General features: G+C 56.3%; 16 protein-coding genes, 1 tRNA gene and 2 pseudogenes. 10 read left to right on the forward strand and 9 right to left on the reverse strand.

Going from position 1 to position 16,038, the window contains the following annotated elements; all coding sequences use genetic code 11:
• Positions 1–9 precede the first annotated feature (9 nt).
• Entirely contained in the window at positions 10–975 is a 966-nt protein-coding gene (locus ACLI1O_RS04305) for a Ppx/GppA phosphatase family protein (protein WP_005280018.1), read from the forward strand.
• Between the two features lie 40 nt (positions 976–1,015).
• Positions 1,016–1,089 (forward strand) — tRNA-Leu (locus tag ACLI1O_RS04310).
• 192 nt (positions 1,090–1,281) lie between these two features.
• Here ACLI1O_RS04310 and ACLI1O_RS04315 read toward each other — a convergent pair.
• Positions 1,282–1,416: a hypothetical protein gene (locus tag ACLI1O_RS04315; protein WP_284831898.1), complete on the reverse strand. Its 135-nt coding sequence runs from the start codon at positions 1,414–1,416 to the stop codon at positions 1,282–1,284.
• Between the two features lie 415 nt (positions 1,417–1,831).
• Positions 1,832–2,479, reverse strand: a pseudogene (locus ACLI1O_RS04320) (ATP-binding protein); the annotation flags it as partial.
• 69 nt (positions 2,480–2,548) lie between these two features.
• Here ACLI1O_RS04320 and ACLI1O_RS04325 point away from each other — a divergent pair.
• Positions 2,549–3,766: pseudogene (locus ACLI1O_RS04325) on the forward strand (IS3 family transposase).
• Here ACLI1O_RS04325 and ACLI1O_RS04330 read toward each other — a convergent pair.
• Both ACLI1O_RS04330 and istA read right to left on the reverse strand, forming a co-directional pair.
• On the reverse strand, positions 3,763–3,957 hold the full coding sequence (locus tag ACLI1O_RS04330; protein ID WP_284849815.1) for a hypothetical protein: 195 nt from the start codon (positions 3,955–3,957) through the stop codon (positions 3,763–3,765). The pseudogene ACLI1O_RS04325 and the gene ACLI1O_RS04330 overlap by 4 nt on opposite strands.
• Positions 3,958–3,959: 2 nt before the next feature.
• Entirely contained in the window at positions 3,960–5,594 is a 1,635-nt protein-coding gene (istA, locus tag ACLI1O_RS04335) for an IS21 family transposase (RefSeq protein WP_239270169.1), read from the reverse strand.
• Positions 5,595–5,891: 297 nt separating this feature from the next.
• Here istA and ACLI1O_RS04340 point away from each other — a divergent pair, with 297 nt between their 5' ends.
• From ACLI1O_RS04340 to ACLI1O_RS04350, 3 genes are all read left to right on the forward strand, one after another.
• A complete protein-coding gene (locus tag ACLI1O_RS04340) occupies positions 5,892–6,638 on the forward strand; it encodes a Bax inhibitor-1/YccA family membrane protein (protein ID WP_255716968.1) in 747 nt (248 codons plus the stop codon).
• A gap of 369 nt (positions 6,639–7,007) precedes the next feature.
• Complete coding sequence (locus ACLI1O_RS04345) at positions 7,008–7,733, forward strand: DUF3558 domain-containing protein (protein WP_239267974.1); 726 nt, start codon at positions 7,008–7,010, stop codon at positions 7,731–7,733.
• Between the two features lie 306 nt (positions 7,734–8,039).
• On the forward strand, positions 8,040–9,704 hold the full coding sequence (locus ACLI1O_RS04350; protein WP_239267972.1) for a hypothetical protein: 1,665 nt from the start codon (positions 8,040–8,042) through the stop codon (positions 9,702–9,704).
• A 57-nt stretch (positions 9,705–9,761) separates the two neighbouring features.
• Here the strand turns inward: ACLI1O_RS04350 and ACLI1O_RS04355 are convergent, their stop codons facing one another.
• The 3 genes from ACLI1O_RS04355 to ACLI1O_RS04365 form a co-directional block, all read right to left on the reverse strand.
• Positions 9,762–10,034 (reverse strand): thiamine biosynthesis protein X, encoded by a 273-nt coding sequence (locus ACLI1O_RS04355; protein ID WP_239267970.1) that lies wholly within the window; start codon positions 10,032–10,034, stop codon positions 9,762–9,764.
• Between the two features lie 56 nt (positions 10,035–10,090).
• A complete protein-coding gene (greA, locus tag ACLI1O_RS04360; protein WP_005280026.1) occupies positions 10,091–10,612 on the reverse strand; it encodes a transcription elongation factor GreA in 522 nt (173 codons plus the stop codon).
• Positions 10,613–10,732: 120 nt separating this feature from the next.
• Positions 10,733–11,203, reverse strand: a complete 471-nt coding sequence (locus ACLI1O_RS04365; protein ID WP_239267968.1) for a DUF4307 domain-containing protein — start codon at positions 11,201–11,203, stop codon at positions 10,733–10,735.
• A gap of 92 nt (positions 11,204–11,295) precedes the next feature.
• Between ACLI1O_RS04365 and mca the strand changes: the two genes are divergently transcribed.
• From mca to ACLI1O_RS04380, 3 genes are read left to right on the forward strand one after another with little or no spacing between them, the layout of a single operon-like run.
• Positions 11,296–12,186 carry a mycothiol conjugate amidase Mca gene (mca, locus tag ACLI1O_RS04370; protein ID WP_239267966.1) on the forward strand — a complete coding sequence of 297 codons (891 nt, stop codon included), beginning with the start codon at positions 11,296–11,298 and terminating at the stop codon, positions 12,184–12,186.
• Between the two features lie 3 nt (positions 12,187–12,189).
• Positions 12,190–12,501, forward strand: coding sequence for a hypothetical protein (locus ACLI1O_RS04375; protein ID WP_239267964.1), 312 nt, complete (start codon positions 12,190–12,192; stop codon positions 12,499–12,501).
• 18 nt (positions 12,502–12,519) lie between these two features.
• Positions 12,520–13,290 carry an isoprenyl transferase gene (locus ACLI1O_RS04380; protein WP_284771501.1) on the forward strand — a complete coding sequence of 257 codons (771 nt, stop codon included), beginning with the start codon at positions 12,520–12,522 and terminating at the stop codon, positions 13,288–13,290.
• Between the two features lie 3 nt (positions 13,291–13,293).
• On the opposite strand, the gene coaA is transcribed toward ACLI1O_RS04380, so the two are convergent.
• Positions 13,294–14,220 carry a type I pantothenate kinase gene (gene coaA, locus ACLI1O_RS04385; RefSeq protein WP_239267962.1) on the reverse strand — a complete coding sequence of 309 codons (927 nt, stop codon included), beginning with the start codon at positions 14,218–14,220 and terminating at the stop codon, positions 13,294–13,296.
• A 119-nt stretch (positions 14,221–14,339) separates the two neighbouring features.
• Between coaA and glyA the strand changes: the two genes are divergently transcribed.
• The gene (gene glyA / locus ACLI1O_RS04390) at positions 14,340–15,623 is read left to right on the forward strand and encodes a serine hydroxymethyltransferase (RefSeq protein WP_005282107.1); all 1,284 of its coding nucleotides are present in this window, start codon (positions 14,340–14,342) and stop codon (positions 15,621–15,623) included.
• Here glyA and ACLI1O_RS04395 read toward each other — a convergent pair.
• Positions 15,620–15,982 (reverse strand): DUF5997 family protein, encoded by a 363-nt coding sequence (locus ACLI1O_RS04395; protein WP_239267993.1) that lies wholly within the window; start codon positions 15,980–15,982, stop codon positions 15,620–15,622. The genes glyA and ACLI1O_RS04395 overlap by 4 nt on opposite strands.
• Between the last annotated feature and the right edge of the window lie 56 nt (positions 15,983–16,038).

Consider the following 16,038-nt stretch of genomic DNA (forward strand, 5'->3'; position numbering starts at 1 on the left):
GAGTACGACATGACTCGCGTGGCAGCCATTGACTGCGGTACCAATTCCATTCGCCTTTTAATCTCTGAAATCGATGAAGACGGCAAGGTGCGCGATATCACCCGCACCATGGAAATCATTCGTCTGGGCCAAGGCGTGGATGCAACGGGTGAAATCGCGCCCGATGCCTTAGAGCGCGCCCGCGTGGCCTTGGAGGGCTATGTGCGCCAGATGAAGTTCGAGAAGGTTACCCGCGTGCGCATGGTGGCAACCAGTGCCACCCGCGATGCGAAGAACCAGCAGGAATTTTTCGATATGACCGCCGAGCTTTTGGGGCAGATCCAATCCGGCGCAAAGGCGGAGGTTATATCCGGCGAAGAAGAAGCACTCCTGTCCTTCAACGGCGCGGTCGCCGATATGGAGCCGGACCGCGGTCCCTTCTGCGTCATTGACTTGGGTGGCGGGTCCACCGAATTCGTCGTGGGCACCGCAGATGAAGAGATTCTAGGTTCGCACTCTGCGTACATGGGCTGCGTGCGCCTGACAGAGCGCATCATGCGCACCGACCCGCCCACGGAATCAGAAATCGAGATTGCCTCCGAATACGTGGCAGAGCGCATGGGCGAGGTGGAAAAGATCGTCCCCATGTCCAAGGCGCGCACCATTGTGGGCTGTGCGGGCACGTTTACCACGCTATCCGCCCTGGCCCAGGGCCTAGAGCGCTATGACCCCGATGCGATCCACGGCTCGGAGCTACGTTTTGATGCCCTGCGAGTGCTGCTCAAGCAACTCGTCAGCATCCCTTCGGAGGAACGCGCCCTGAATCCCGTCATTCACCCTGGCCGCGCCGATGTCATCGGCGGTGGGGCAGTAGCAGTTGAAGGAATCATGCAGCTCATCGAGCGCACTAGCGATGCACGCAGCTTCTTCATCAGTGAAAAAGACATCCTGGACGGCATCATTGCTGGTCTGGTTAGTGAATCGACCCCTCATTAACTCTTTTTAGGAATAGTGTCCTACACTATTCCTTGCGCCCGCCCCCATAGCCCAATCGGCAGAGGCAGTCGACTTAAAATCGATTCAGTGTGGGTTCGAGTCCCACTGGGGGCACGCTCTGAAGTCTCGAGACATCGTTCCTATGGTGTCTCGAGACTTTTAGTATGGCTGGGCCTAGCGTTTTAACTGGCTGGGAGAGCCCAGCCTGTTCGCATGCCTTTCTCGCACCTAATCTGCGAGTCAAAGACGCGTGCAGCCCAATCCCAGCCGGTCCACAGCTCCTTGTCTGGACCTGCGTCAATAATTTTAGGCTGTACGGTTTTTCCGGTTGTTGCCGTCGATGGCAATTCCGACTGCGATGAATGCAGGGATGAAAAATGCGCTAGCTCCCGCCAGCGTCATGATGATTGCTGTGGCAGTGGAAATGAGTGTAAATCGCAAGGTGTTCCTTAACTCTCGGCCGAAGTATGACTGTCTAGGCACTTGAGGATCAGCTCATGAAGAAGATGCCTCTTCTAAGCTTATATCGAAGCTACGGATAGTAAATCCTCGGTGCACCAGACCGAGCATGATGGGCGGCGAAGGATCGAGAAAAGAGCAGTAGGAATGAGGGGCGGTAGCGCCCTAACAGAGCAGATCACCATGGTGATCTGCCTCGTAGGCAGATGCTCTTTTGCAATCTGTTGGTCCTACGCCGAGGACTTTTCCGGCGGCTCACCCGACATGAGAGTAAGTTCCTAGCAACAAGATTCGGGACACGTCACAGGAGAGTGACGCGGGCTTGTTTTAGGGACCGGTAAGGCGGTACCAGGTACCGGGGTGGCGGTAGCCGCCCGGTAGCCGGTTTTACCCCCGCTTATCGTTTGGACCGTTGACGTTGCTTGAGCTGTTTGCTAAGTGTTCCCCTTTCTTCTTGGAAGTCGTCACGGGTGCGCATGTCTTCACCGATGAGGGTGAGTTTGCTGCCGTTGTTTGCAAGTCGGGATAGGACAGCGTCGGCGATCGCGTTTTCACTAAAGACGCTGTACCAGTATTCCGGCTCGTGCTGGCTGACGATGACGGTTGAGGAATGCTCCCGCTTGACCAGGAGGTTGAATACCTGGGCTAAGGCGAAGGCAGATACGTCCGTGGCCAGGAAGTCGTCGATGACCAACACAGCCGGCTTTGTCAGTTCCTCAAGGAGGGCTTTGCGCTCATAGGCAGCGTCGGCTGTGGCGTCGAACTCGTCGGCTAAGTCGGCGAGTCTAAAGTAGCGTGCGGTTAGTTTATGCCGGCACGCAGCCACGGCTAGGCCTTGGGCGAGGAAGCTTTTGCCGGTGCCGGTAGCTCCCACGATGGTTAGATCTCTGCCGTAGGTAATCCAGTCGCAGGTAGCTAACCGCTCAATACGGTCTGGAGTGATCCCTCGGTTGCTGTGTGCTTCAAAGCGTTCCAAAGCCGCAAGCGCGTTGGGTAGCTTGGCGGCTTTGACGAGTTTTTCGATTACTTTCGAATCACGTGCAGCTACCTGAGCTGAGGTTACCCTCGTTTAGTGGACACCCGATTAGTGCGGATCTTGTGTCCGTAAGAGAGGATGTTCATTGTGAGTCAACAACGCCAGAAATACACACCTGAGTATCGACGCGAAGCCGCGAACCTGGTAATCGAATCGCAGCGCCCAATTGCTCATGTAGCGAAAGAAATTGGTGTCGCACCTGGTCTTTTAGGCCGATGGGTAAAAAATGAGCGTCAACGCCTAAGGATCTTCCGATGGATTAAGCGAGGCTGATCTTCGTGCGGAGAATGCTCGTCTGCGTCGTGAGCTGGCAGAAGCCAAGATGGATAATGAGTTTTTGTCAAAAGCGACAGCCTTCTTCGCTTTAAGGCAACGCGAAGAGAAAAGTTCGAGTTAATGCAGCAGGAGAAGGCGAATTTCAGTATCAAGCGCATGGCGCGCTTGTTGAAGGTATCTCGGTCTGGATACTACAAATGGACCCATATACAGCAGCAACGCTTAACCGGTAAGGATGATCGTGCATCATTTTACGATGATGTTGATCGCAAGATTCATCAGATTTGGAAAGACTCCGATGAGGTCTATGGTGCTCCGCGGATCACCGCAGAGCTAGGTGAGCGCTACCAGATCAGTGTGAATCGCAAGACTGTGGCCAAGCGGATGCGTCTGATGGGCATTGAAGGGATTTCACCGCGTGCTTTTGTGCCGGTGACAACGATTCAATCTAAGCGTAAATCTGCTCTTCCTGACCTGGTAAAGCGCATGTTTGATGCCGGCGAGCTCAATCGAGTATGGATGTCGGACATTACCTACCTGCGCACCGGCGAGGGCTGGTTGTACTTATGCGCAGTTCGCGACGGTCATTCCCGCAGGGTACTGGGCTGGGCTATGGATAGCGTGCAAGATACATACCTGGTCGAACGAGCGCTGCGGATGGCACATACACTGCGTAGTGATGTTCCTGAGGGGCTGGTGTTTCACGCTGACCGGGGAACACAATTTACCAGCGAGCAGCTCTGGGACGTGTGCCGCAACCTAGGGGTTGCTCAGTCGGTAGGGCGCACTGGGGTGTGTTTCGATAACGCGATGGCCGAGTCGTTCTGGTCGACGCTTAAGACCGAGTTCTACGACCGGAAACGCTGGGCAACCCGCGATACTGCGCGTCAGGCTGTGGCTTACTGGATTGAAGTAGTCTACAACCGTCGGCGCCGGCACTCCGCCCTTGGGATGGTCAGCCCTGTCGATTTCGAAAATCACATCACCCAAACCAGAAACGAAGAAAAAATCGCTGCCTAACCGCTAGGTAGCTCTACTACGTGTCCACGATTTGCGGGCAACCCCAGAGCATCGAGAGCTTCTTTGATCTTGTCTTCAAAGGAGTCCAAGTCACGACTGGGATCGTTGACGATCTCCTGCAGCGTCGTGGCAAACACACGCATCCCGCGAAGAGAACCGAGCAGTTCGAAGTCTTCATCGGTAAGAGCCATGGCTATACCTTCCATTCTTTATCAGTGAAGGCAAACGCCCCGGCCCCGCGTACATGCGACACAGAGTCCGGCGTGTCCGCCGTGGGCTGTTGGCGGTGCGCACGCGTAGTGTCGATGGCCGTCGACAGTGGTACATCGGTGGGCAAATACGCCTGTGCTGCGGCCTGTTTTAGATCCTTGAGCTCTTGGGCTACTTTGTTGACGCTGGGGACTGCTTTGCGCGATAACAGCTGACCACAGGCTTGTTCGAGTTCGATTCGGGAGTAATCCTTCGATAGGTTCAGTACGCCCAGAACGCTAGAATATGCTTGGGCTTCGACTTTACGAGCGTTAAACATCTGGCCGATGAGCTGTGCTGTCGCGGTCCCAATACTTTTCGCCCAGTCTTCCAAGCGTTGCCGGTTCCACTGGGTGTTTAAGTCCTTATGGTTGTCGGGGACATGCTCATCCAAGGTGGAGTAGCCATAATTAGCAGGGGCAATACGATGTGAAGCAACAATCTCACCGTCGTAGAAGACATCCAGATAGTCATCAAAAAGTTGCACGTCGACGAACTTGCCCGCTAGCTTCCACGGCACTGAATACCAGTGATTGGCGATCCGGATGTGGTAGTTCATTGCGACCTTGGACTTCTTCCACCGCGACCACGACCACCGCCGGTCGGGCAATGGGCGCAGCAGCTGTTGCTCATGGTCTTCAAACAACTGGCGACGAGAGATATCCTGCCCGCGGAAGGGACGGCGATCGTTGATGAAATCGCTTTGGTCCTCGAGGGCCTTATTGAGCATGTCGAAACTGTAGAACTCCTGGTCGTCGAGGTATTCCACGCACCATTGCTGGGCAATATCCACGGCCTTTTCAACATTCGCCTTATACCGCGGCCGGTAGCCTTTCGCCGCAGTAATACCTATCTGATAGAAATCGGCAAATGTAGAATACTCCGCAACCGGGATACGCCCCCGCAGCCCACAGGAAATCTGTTGCGTGGCTGTGAGCGCGTTATCCGGGATCAACCGCAGCGGACAACCACCGAAATACTCCAAAGCCGCACGGTGGGCTAAAAGCCACGACCGCATTTTTTGATCCGGCCACGCCGATACATGCATCATCCCTGAGTGCGGCAATGAAGCTACAAACAAGTGCGCGGTAACCCGCTGGCCTGAGACAGGATCCACAACGACCATTCCATCGCCCGACCAGTCCACCATGAGCTCGTCACCGGGATCGTGATTCAGTGGCGCTGACAGCTGATGAACATCGACATAATGCTCAAACAGCGAACAGTACTGTCGATACGAATAATGACGCTGACCAGTACCAACAGGGAACTCCAGGTACTTGGCGTGCGCGACTTTCAACGTCACGCGCTTGCCAGAGACCATCCGCTCAGCAACCTTTTTGAAATCCGGTGCGAGGAACTCCGCATCGTTGCGACGCCGGTTATCCGGAAATAGCTCCTCTAACTGGGCATTCGACAATCCAGCAATCCCACGAGCATCGAGTCGATGGTCCCTTACAACGCGACTGGCCTTATCAATCGTCGACTTCGAGACCCCTAAATCGGCTCGAATCTGGTTCCAGGAACGATTCCCGGCAACCAAGGCAAACATGATGGCACGGTAATCCGTCACCACCATCACTCCTTCCACGTGAACGCGACCCACGCGTACACACTGCGTGGGCCGTCCACTAAAGAGTGCCTAAAAACTACCCCCGGTACCCGATATCCGCACCGGTCGGTACTCGATACCGCCCTACCGGTACTAAATAGCGTCGCGCGTCAGGAGAGACCTGTTCAGTAATAAATTTCTTGGAATCTTGAACAAATTATTCTAAATGAGGAACTTTGTGGGGCGTGATGACGTTGATCTCCATGAGAAAGATGATTCGTACATCACTGAGAAAGGACAACCGTGCGTTCAAGCAATCCGGTTATGACCTCGCTGACTGAAACTAACCAGCAGCAGAACCCCGGCTACGCGAGCGAAGCCCCTCGCCCCATGACCGTGGATGACGTCGTCACCAAGACGGGCATCACCCTCGGCGTTATTATCGTGGCCGCTGCTATCAACTTCTACCTAGGCACCATGAACCCAGGCACCGCGATGATGCTTATGCTGGTCGGCGGCATCGGCGGATTCATCACCGTACTGGTGGCCTCCTTTGGTCGTAAGTGGGGTTCCCCGGCTGCGACCCTCATCTATGCGGTATTCGAAGGCCTTTTCGTTGGTGGATTCTCCTTCGTCTTCGCTAACAGCACCATCGGTGGTTCTAATGGCATGGCGCTGATCGGCCAGGCAATCGTTGGCACCATCGGCGTGTTCATCGGCATGCTCATTGTCTACAAGACCGGTGCAGTAAAGGTCACTCCAAAGTTCACTAAGATTTTGGTCGGCCTCATTGCAGGTGTCGCGGTAATGGCTCTCGCTAACTTCTTGGGCGCCATCTTCTTCGACTTCAACCCGCTGCGCGATGGTGGCCCCCTCGCCATCATCTTCTCCTTGGTCTGCATTGTCTTGGCTGCTCTGTCCTTCCTGACCGACTTTGACCAAGCAGACCGCCTTATCCGTGCCGGCGCTCCTGCCAAGCAGGCATGGGGCGTAGCCCTTGGCTTGGCCGTGACCTTGGTCTGGCTCTACACCGAAATCCTTCGCCTGTTGAGCTACGTTCAGCGCAACTAAGCCTCTCTACGCTTTCGGCCCGCACTTCGGTGCGGGCCATTTTTGTGTTTTCCTTTGGCTTACGGGCGTGTAATTATTGGGGTAATTCAGGGGGTATTAAGCCGTTCTTTAGGTTTTAAGCGGGTAGGAGCGGGCTTTCAGGTCAAAGACAGTCAATGAGCAGTTAATTTCACCATTTGAAAAGATTTAAATGTGGCGAATGAGGATAATGAGATAGTTAAATATTGACTAATTTGCGCTCTCAACGAGAAATTCTTGCACGATTCATGCATGCTATGTGGCGGGAACGGGAAACCGGAAGGTAGAGAGTTCTCTCCTCTATTTTCTTCTCGTTCCAGCTCGTCTAAAAGGAGTAACCGAAGGATTGTTGTGAAACGTCAGGCAACCGTAGCAGCGCTGGTAGTCAGCTCGGTCACGCTGAGTGGCTGCGCTGCGGAAGTCGGCTCGAAGAGCGCATCAGAAGATGCCGCGATGACGGCAGAAACTGATGGCACTAGTTCGGTCGATGGCGCGGGTAATGCCAACGGGAGCCAGGGGGATGATGTGGAAGACAATCCGGGGGATTCGGAACACCCCGAAGGCGAGCATTCGAGGGCCGGCGCCGGTCTTCGGGGGGAGACCGGCGCCACGGGAGATGAGGATTCCGGGGCACTACCGCCACCGGGAGAATTTGATCCTGCTGATCCAGATTTCGAGCTATTCGATCCATGTACGGAAATTCCGCCGGACAGGCTGGAGGAAATTGGTTTAGAACCACGAATACTCGATTATCGAAAAGAGCCGGGGCACTATTTTTGCAATTTTGCATCGAATGGGAGGAATTTTTCTGAAAGCATTCTAGTCTCTGCAGCTAGCGATTCAACTGCTATTGATGGGCTAGAGTTAAATGAAGATCTTCGACAAAAAGATGAAACAGCAGATATCGAAGGTATTCACCTATTTAACTCTGAGCTTTTTAAAGATTCCCAGTGTAATGGATATCTTTCTACCAGCCGAGGAACGATTACCGTCGGCATAAATGATGTCACACCACAGTCAAGTGCAATGAAGAGATGTCAATTGGTTGCTGAACTCATTACTAATCTCAAACAATAGTCGTGTTTTGGGGGAAACATGCTTGTTAGTGTCAAAAATCTACAACGAAATACCAGCATAATATCTGATCTATACCGTCGAGCTCAGTCACTAAAGGACCGAGTAAATAGCCCTCTTAATTCGGGCTTTTCGAATGTGTCGGGAATTGATCACGTAGGGGGTGTGCACGAAAGGACACTTACCACCGACCCGGGGTCGGCTAAAGGGACGCTCCTGGACTATGCCTCGCAAGTCGAATGGTTGTCGCAGGCTCTTGCCCGAGAAGCTCGAGGCTTTGAAGCCCAAGAAACTGCAAATAGTAGGGCGATGGATATCGCTGATGCGGGTGGTGAGATTGGCGTTGAATCAATGCCGATTATGGATCAGCCGGAGCCGGGGTATAGCCCCTTCGCCTTTACTCCTCCGGTAGTTAACGTCGGCACGTCGATTACCAAGTTGGCAACGGACTTGATGTCAACGCAGATTTGGAGTGTGTCTGAAGCTAATGCGCGTTGGGCGTCGTTAGGTTCTGAGGTTCGGGAGATCGTGAGCGGTCTTGAAGAAGCCGCAGGCTCCTTGGAAAGTGAGAATGACAGCGAAACCACGTCGCGGGCGGCGGCGAAGATTAGGGAAGTGGCAGCCTCCGGGAAACACTTTGTGGCCAATGCCGCAGCAATGGGAGAAAAGCTTACTGGGTTCCACTCGCGGTTGATGATGATTCAGCCTTCGGCGATGGCCATGGCGATGGATATTATGAAAATCCCTGATCCAGCGAAGCGAAAAATTGCAGAGAAGGCGGCGTTGGCAAAGCTGCAGCCGGATCTCCAGAGGTTTGCCATCGACGCCATGCCTAATCAACATCCGCTGATGGAACAGTCGCCGGCATCCGGAGGCGGCGGCGTAGATGCTGGCTTGTCAGGTGTGGAGGGCGATGGCCAGAAATATAACACCGACAACGTCGTCTGGCCGCGTGCAATTCAGGAAGCTATTGCTCGCGGCGATGTGGGCCCGGGAAACTTCGACGTGGCTAATGGTACGGTCCACGATTTGGAATCCGTCGGCATGACTCCTGAGGAAACTGCCGCGTTCCAGGAGCAATTGCATGCAGATGGCAGAAGGGCGCTTTCTGAGCTAGGCGTGGGCGACGGTATAGATATCAGCGGTCGCGATATCGCAACCAGTGGGGCCTCACTTCCTGGGGCGACGGCATCGCATGGCCACTTAGGATCTATGCCAACGGCAGGTGCCGCTCCCGGTACCTCGGGTATTGGTGCTGGAGCTGGCAGCGGTAGCGGCGGACTCGGTTCTACCGGGATGGGAGCACCGCTTGGTGTTGGACGTGGAACTGGTTCTGGTAACGGAGCCGGATCCGGGGTCGGCACAGGAACCGGTATTGCCGGTGCAGCAGGTGGTCCTGGCGTCGGCGGGCGAACTGGACGTGGAAACACTGGTGCGCTTCGTGGTGGCGGATTCAATTCGCTGGCCGGGCTCGGCAGCGGGGCCATCGGTACGGGCGGAAGGCCTGGTTCTGGGGCAGGTGGAAATATGGGTGCACTCGTAAATTCCGCCCCAGGTTTGGGAGCTGGCGGAACTGCTGCGCGCGGCGGAGTAGGAATGCGCGGCGGTGCCGGTGAGGGTGTCGGCGCCCGCGGCGTGGGAGGCGCGCTTCCTCGGGCCGCAGGTGAAGCTGCTGGCAATAGCAGCGGCGGTAACGGTAGCCGCGGACACCTAGAAAGGGGCGCTGCGCGTGAAGCTGTGGTGCGCGGGGGAGGCGCCGCCAATAGTACCGGTGCTAAAACCGGTGCCGGGAGACCGGCCGCTGGCATGCGCGCCCTTGCGCCGATGATGGGAACGCGGGGTCAGGGAAATGACAAGAACCGGGTGAAGGCGGTAACCACGCAGGTGGAGCGCGATCCGAATAAGCGGGATCTGTTGGGCGAGCCGCCGGCGGTCGTGCCTGGGGTCATCGGCAATTGGGCGCGAGAATCCTAGCCAGTGAATTGTGGAAAGAAAAAGGGCTGAAGGAAATAATCCTTCAGCCCACTTCTTTTATTGCGGCAGTTGCGTCGCGGTGGCCTTTGGCTGCTGCTCAGGTTCCTCGACCCCGTTTTGCAGGCCCTCCGGATCCACTTCGGTCTCGGTGGTGGCAGCAGACGAGGACGTCTCGGCATCCTTCTGCGCCGGTGCTTCGCCGGTAAAGGTCGATGCATTGTCGATCTTGCCGGATTCAGAATCTTGCTGATTCGGCGGGTGGCATGCGGCCAAGGAAAGGCCGGCGGCAAATACTAATCCAGCGGTAGCGAAACGGGAGAATTTCTTCATGGGGATGTGCTCTTTCTCCAGAGTAGTGAAGGCGGTAGTGGGGTAGATGGAGGGAATTAGGACTCGCGCGGGGTGGCAGCCTTGGCGGAATCGTACGGGGCGGCCGACTCGATGGTTACTGAGATGGTCTTACCATTTGGTGCGGAGTACTCGCGGGTTTCACCCTCCTGTGCGCCGATGATGGCGGCGCCCAGCGGGGACTGCTCGGAGTAGGTCTCCAAGTCCTTGTTATCGGTCGCAGCAGCGCGGGTGCCGATGAGGAAGGTTTCCTTATCGTCCTTGTTGCCGTTGTAGTACACGTGAACGACGCTGCCGGTGTAGGCAACGCCCTCCTGCATGGTGCCACGCTCGGTGGTGGAGTTAGCCAGCAGCTCAGAAATCTGCTTGATGCGGGCCTCTTCCTGGTCCTGCATCTCGCGGGCGGCATCGTAGCCGGCGTTTTCTTTCAGGTCGCCCTCTTCGCGGCGCTCATTGATTTCCGCTGCAACCTCAGGGCGGTGATCGATAAGCTCCTGCAGCTCGGTCTCGAGCTTTGCCTTGGTTTCTGGGGTGATGTACTGCTTTTGCTGCTCAGCCATTCTAAAACCTTCCGTGCTGTGGAATAGTGGTCAAAGCCCCGCGATGGTGGCGGGACCGAAGTTAAGTATGCAACCAGGCAAATGCCCAGTTCTAGGCTGTACAAATCCTAGCACATGGAGCTAGCGACTTTCCGCGTAGTCGGGGTTGTCCATATCCAGGTAATCCGGGATATTGCCGGAGCAGCCATAGGCGCCACCGGCGACGGCGCGGGCATTGGTGGGGACATCGACGGCAATGCGATGCGTTTCTTTTCCGCCGGCGGGAACGGCAAATTCGCGGCGGCCTACCTCGGATTTGGAGTAATCGTAGGCCTGCACGATGCAATAGGCGTCTTCATCGGTGTGATTGCGGGTCACATCGACCCAGACGCGCGTGGTGTCATCACTGAGAACCTCCTGGGTGACCATAGAGATCTGAGCATTGACGGATTCTTTTTCCCGAAAATACTGGAAACCGTAATAAAGAAGGGTGACGAGCATGGCGGCGAAAATCAACACCAGCGCCTTATTGGTCCAGCTACCAGAGTTCTTTTGTGATTTATCGCGCGAGCCGTAGCGCGCGGCGGAGCGAGAATTTCCGGCGGAAGTCATAGCCCTACTTTAACCGAGGAGTACCATTTTCCCATTATCTACTAAGATAGTGATCTGTTCTAAAAGCTAGTTTTAAAGGGGATGGATTTTCAGTGAGCGACTTTCGCCTCCTAGCAATCCACGCACACCCGGACGATGAATCCTCTAAGGGTGCTGCGACTACGGCCCGTTACGCTGCAGAAGGTGCGGATGTAATGGTGCTGACCTGCACCGGTGGTGAACGCGGTGACATTATTAACCCGGCTATGGACCGTCCTGGCGTTAAGGAAAACATGGCTGAGGTACGCCGCGAGGAAATGGCTAAGGCAGCCCGCGCGCTTGGGGTCCAACACCAGTGGTTAGGCCACGTTGATTCCGGCCTGCCGGATCCTGAGGAAGGCAAGAGCATGGAAGACCTTTTGCCGGAAGGCTGCTTTGCCCTGATGGGTGATGATGCGGCGGCCCAGGAAATGGTGCGCGTTATTCGCTCGTTCCGCCCGCAGGTCATCATTACCTATGACGAAAATGGCGGCTACCCGCACCCAGACCACCTCATGGTCCACCGAGCATCTATGATTGCGTGGGAAAAAGCCGGTGACCCTGACTACCACCCAGAATTGGGCGAGCCCTGGGAGCCGCTGAAGCTGTACTACTCGCATGGCTTTGTGTACCAGCGCATGAAGATGTTCCACGATCTCCTCCTTGAGGAGGGCAAACCCAGCCCGTATGGTCCTATGCTGGCGCGCTGGGATACGGCTTTTGGCGATATCATGGCTCGCGTTACCACGCAGGTGGAGTGCGCCGATTACTTCCAAAACCGCGACGATGCGCTGCGGGCGCACGCGACGCAGATCGATCCTGCGGGCGCATTCTTGGCCACCTCCGTGGAGGTTCAACAGCGTCTGTGGCCTACAGAAGAGTTTGAATTAGCTAAGACCCGAGTATCGACGTCGCTGCCGGAAAATGATTTATTTGCGGGCATTGAAAAGAACGAGGAGACTTAAAGCATGAGCGTCTATGACTCCCTTTTCTTGGCTGCGCACGATGTCACTGTCCTTGCGCAAGGCACAGAAGGTGCTGAGGGTGGGCCAATGGGGCCCGAGTTTGGCAAAGCCTCGCCCATCGGACTGCTCATCTTGGCCATCTTGGGCGTTGCCGTGCTGGTAGCGGGCTGGAACTTCCACCGCCGCTATTCGCGCTTCCGTCGGCGCACCATGTTCGCTGAAGACCACGGAATCGATCCATTCGACGAAGAAGCAGTGGATGCGGCGCTCAAGGAAGCTGGCCTTTACGATAACCGCAAGAAGTCGATTTTCTAAGCGGCTGGAGTAATCAACGTGACATTTCTCAAGCGGCTGATGTACCCCTTGTATGAAGCACGCCTCGTGCGGCTTATCAAGGGCAGACCGCAGCCGAAGCACGTGGCGATCATGGCTGACGGCAACCGCCGCTGGGCGCGGGAAGCCGGGTTTACAGATATTAGCCACGGCCACCGCCAAGGGGCGAAGAAAATTGGAGAGATGATCGCGTGGTGCCGCGATACCGATATTGAGGTAGTCACCATCTACCTCTTATCCACGGAGAACTTGAAGCGCAGCCAGCAGGAAGTGCAGCTACTTTTTGACATCATCTCTGATGTGGTCACGCATCTGTCCCAGGGAGATCTGGATTGCCAGGTTCGTCTTGTGGGTAACTTAGGGTTGTTGCCCGCGCCGGTAACACAGCGCATGGTCGATGCCGCCGAGGAAACCAAGGATAACCAAGGGGTCATCGTCAATGTGGCTGTGGGCTACGGTGGGCGCCAAGAAATCGTTGATGCCGTTCAGAAGCTGGTGCGCAGCGAGGCTGAAAAGGGCACCAGCGCTGCCGAGATGGCGGACCGAGTCACCGCAGACTCGATCACGGAACACCTATATACCAAGGGCCTGCCGGACCCAGACTTGGTGATCCGCACCTCCGGCGAGCAGCGTCTTTCCGGATTCCTGCTGTGGCAAGCGGCCTATTCAGAAATCTGGTTCACCGATACCTATTGGCCGGCGTTCCGGAAGGTAGATTTCCTGCGCGCGCTGCGTGATTATTCGCAGCGTTCGCGCCGCTTTGGTAAGTAGCGGCTAGATTTTTCGCATGCGGACCTGTTCAACCAGGTGATGCGATCCCTTCTTCAATACCAGCGATGCGCGCACGCGGGTGGGTAGGATATTTTCCACCAAGTTTGGCAGGTTAATGGATTGCCAAATCTCGCGGGCCTGGGCGCGCGCCTGCTCGTCGTTCATATCGGCATAAGCAGCGAAGTGGGCATTGGGCCGGCGGAATTCGGTGTGGCGCAGCGTGAGGAAGCGGTCGATGTACCACTGTTCAATATCGTCCGTGCGGGCGTCGACGTAGACGGAGAAATCAAATAGATCCGCGATGGTTAAGGTGGGGCTGGTCTGGAGGACGTTGAGGCCTTCCAAAATCAAGATATCCGGCTGATTGACCTCTTGATAGCGATCTTTGACGATGTCATAGGTAATATGCGAATACAGCGGCGCTTTGACCACGGGTTTTCCGGATTTGACGTCGGTAACAAAGCGCATAAGTGCACGGCGGTCATAGGATTCGGGGAAACCCTTGCGCTTCATCAGTCCGCGGTCTTTAAGCGTTTGGGTGGGAAAGAGAAACCCGTCCGTGGTCACTAGGTCCACCTTCGGGTGAGAGTCCCATCGCTGTAGGAGCACTTGGAGGAGGCGGGCGGTGGTGGATTTACCCACGGCCACGGAACCGCCCACGCCGATGACGAAGGGCACGTGCGTGGGTGGGTTGCCCAAGAAGGCCTCGGTGGCGGCGGTGAGCTGCTGCCGGGCGGTGACCTGCATGTGGATAAGGCGGGAGAGGGGGAGGTAGACGTCTGCCACCTCGTCCAAATCAATGCGGTCGCCGATGCCGCGTAGCTCTTCTAGCTCGTTTTCTGTCAGCACCTGCGGCATGGATTTGCGGAGTTCACGCCAGGTTTCACGGTCAAAGTCGAGGTAGGGGCTTGAATCCAGGTTGCGCGCCATAACTTAATTGTCGCACGCGGCGATAAGGGAATGAAAAATTTGCCCCCTGTAAGGTAGCCGAAAGGTTATGATATGTAATAGTTCATACTGCTTCCTACCGAGAAGAGGACTAGTCTTTTATGGCTTCTTTTAATACTGACCTGCGCGATCTTGACCCAGATGTTTTCGGTGCTATCCAGGGAGAAATTTCCCGCCAGCGCGAAACCCTGGAAATGATCGCGTCTGAAAACTTCGTGCCGCGCGCCGTCTTGCAGGCACAGGGCTCTGTCCTGACCAATAAGTACGCCGAGGGCTACCCAGGGCGTCGTTACTATGGCGGCTGCGAGCACGTCGACGTCGTTGAGGATCTTGCCCGCGACCGCGCGAAGGCGCTCTTCAACGCGGAATTTGCCAACGTGCAGCCGCACTCCGGCGCGCAGGCTAATGCCGCAGTCCTGTCCAGCATCGCGGAACCGGGCGATAAGATCCTCGGCCTGTCCTTGGCCCACGGTGGACACCTGACCCACGGCATGAAGCTGAACTTCTCCGGCAAGCTTTACGATGTCGCAGCTTATGGCGTGGACCCAGAGACCATGCGCGTGGACATGGATAAGCTGCGCGAGCAGGCACTTAAGGAGAAGCCAAAGGTTATCATCGGCGGTTGGTCCGCTTACCCGCGCACCCTGGATTTCGCGGCCTTCCGCGAAATCGCCGATGAGGTGGGCGCTTACCTGTGGGTTGATATGGCCCACTTCGCGGGCTTGGTTGCCGCGGGCCTGCACCCGAACCCTGTCGAGCACGCCGATATCGTCTCCACCACCGTGCACAAGACCTTGGGCGGTCCGCGCTCCGGCATGATCTTGGCCAAGCAGGAGTACGCAAAGAAGCTGAACTCCAACGTCTTCCCGGGTCAGCAGGGTGGACCGCTGATGCACGCGGTGGCGGCAAAGGCCATTTCCATGAAGATTGCGGCCAGCGAGGAATTCAAGGAGCGGCAGGAGCGCACCCTTGAGGGCGCCCGCATTCTGGCCGATCGCCTCTTGGCAGAAGACACTCAGGCAGCTGGCGTGGACGTTGTGTCCGGCGGCACCGATGTCCACCTCGTCTTGGTCGATCTGCGCAACTCGCAGCTCGATGGTCAGCAGGCAGAAGACCTCCTGCACCAGGTAGGAATCACCGTCAACCGCAATGCGGTCCCGAACGATCCTCGTCCGCCGATGGTCACCTCGGGCCTGCGCATCGGCACCTCCGCCCTGGCCACCCGTGGCCTCGATGCGGAAGCCTTCACCGAGGTTGCCGATGTCATCGGTACCGCCTTGGCGCAGGGCAATAACGCCGATGTCGAGGCACTTCGCCGGCGCGTCGACAAGATCGCGGAGGACTACCCGCTGTATGAGGGCCTCGAGGACTGGAAGCTGGTTTAGTCCTTATCTTCTAAAGCATCCTCTGCGGCGTCCTTGTGAACGTCGTGGCCGCGAGCCTGCGCCAGCGTGGCGCGGGCTTGCTGCAGCCACTCCGGCTGCTTTTCCAAAAGCTCGCTGATTTCCGCGGTGGTCAGCGGCTTATCCATGTCGTTCTTCTTTAGCGCGGTAACGGAAATGCCCAGTTTGTGGGCAACTTCTTGCCGGGGGTGGGGGCCTTCGCGGCGCAGCGTTTGCAGCCACTGCGGGGGATTGTGCTGCAGCTCACGCAGTTCCTCGTGGCTGACCGCGCTATTTTGAAATTCTTCAGGCGCGGCGGGCAGATAGATATTCAGCTTCTTAGCGGCGGTCTGCGCGCGCATCGCGGTACCGGACGGTTGCTGTTGGTTATGTTGTTCACTCACGGTTTAACCGTAGC

Source organism: Corynebacterium sp. LaCa78 (assembly GCF_046717505.1).
In the GTDB taxonomy this organism is placed as follows: Bacteria; Actinomycetota; Actinomycetes; order Mycobacteriales; family Mycobacteriaceae; genus Corynebacterium.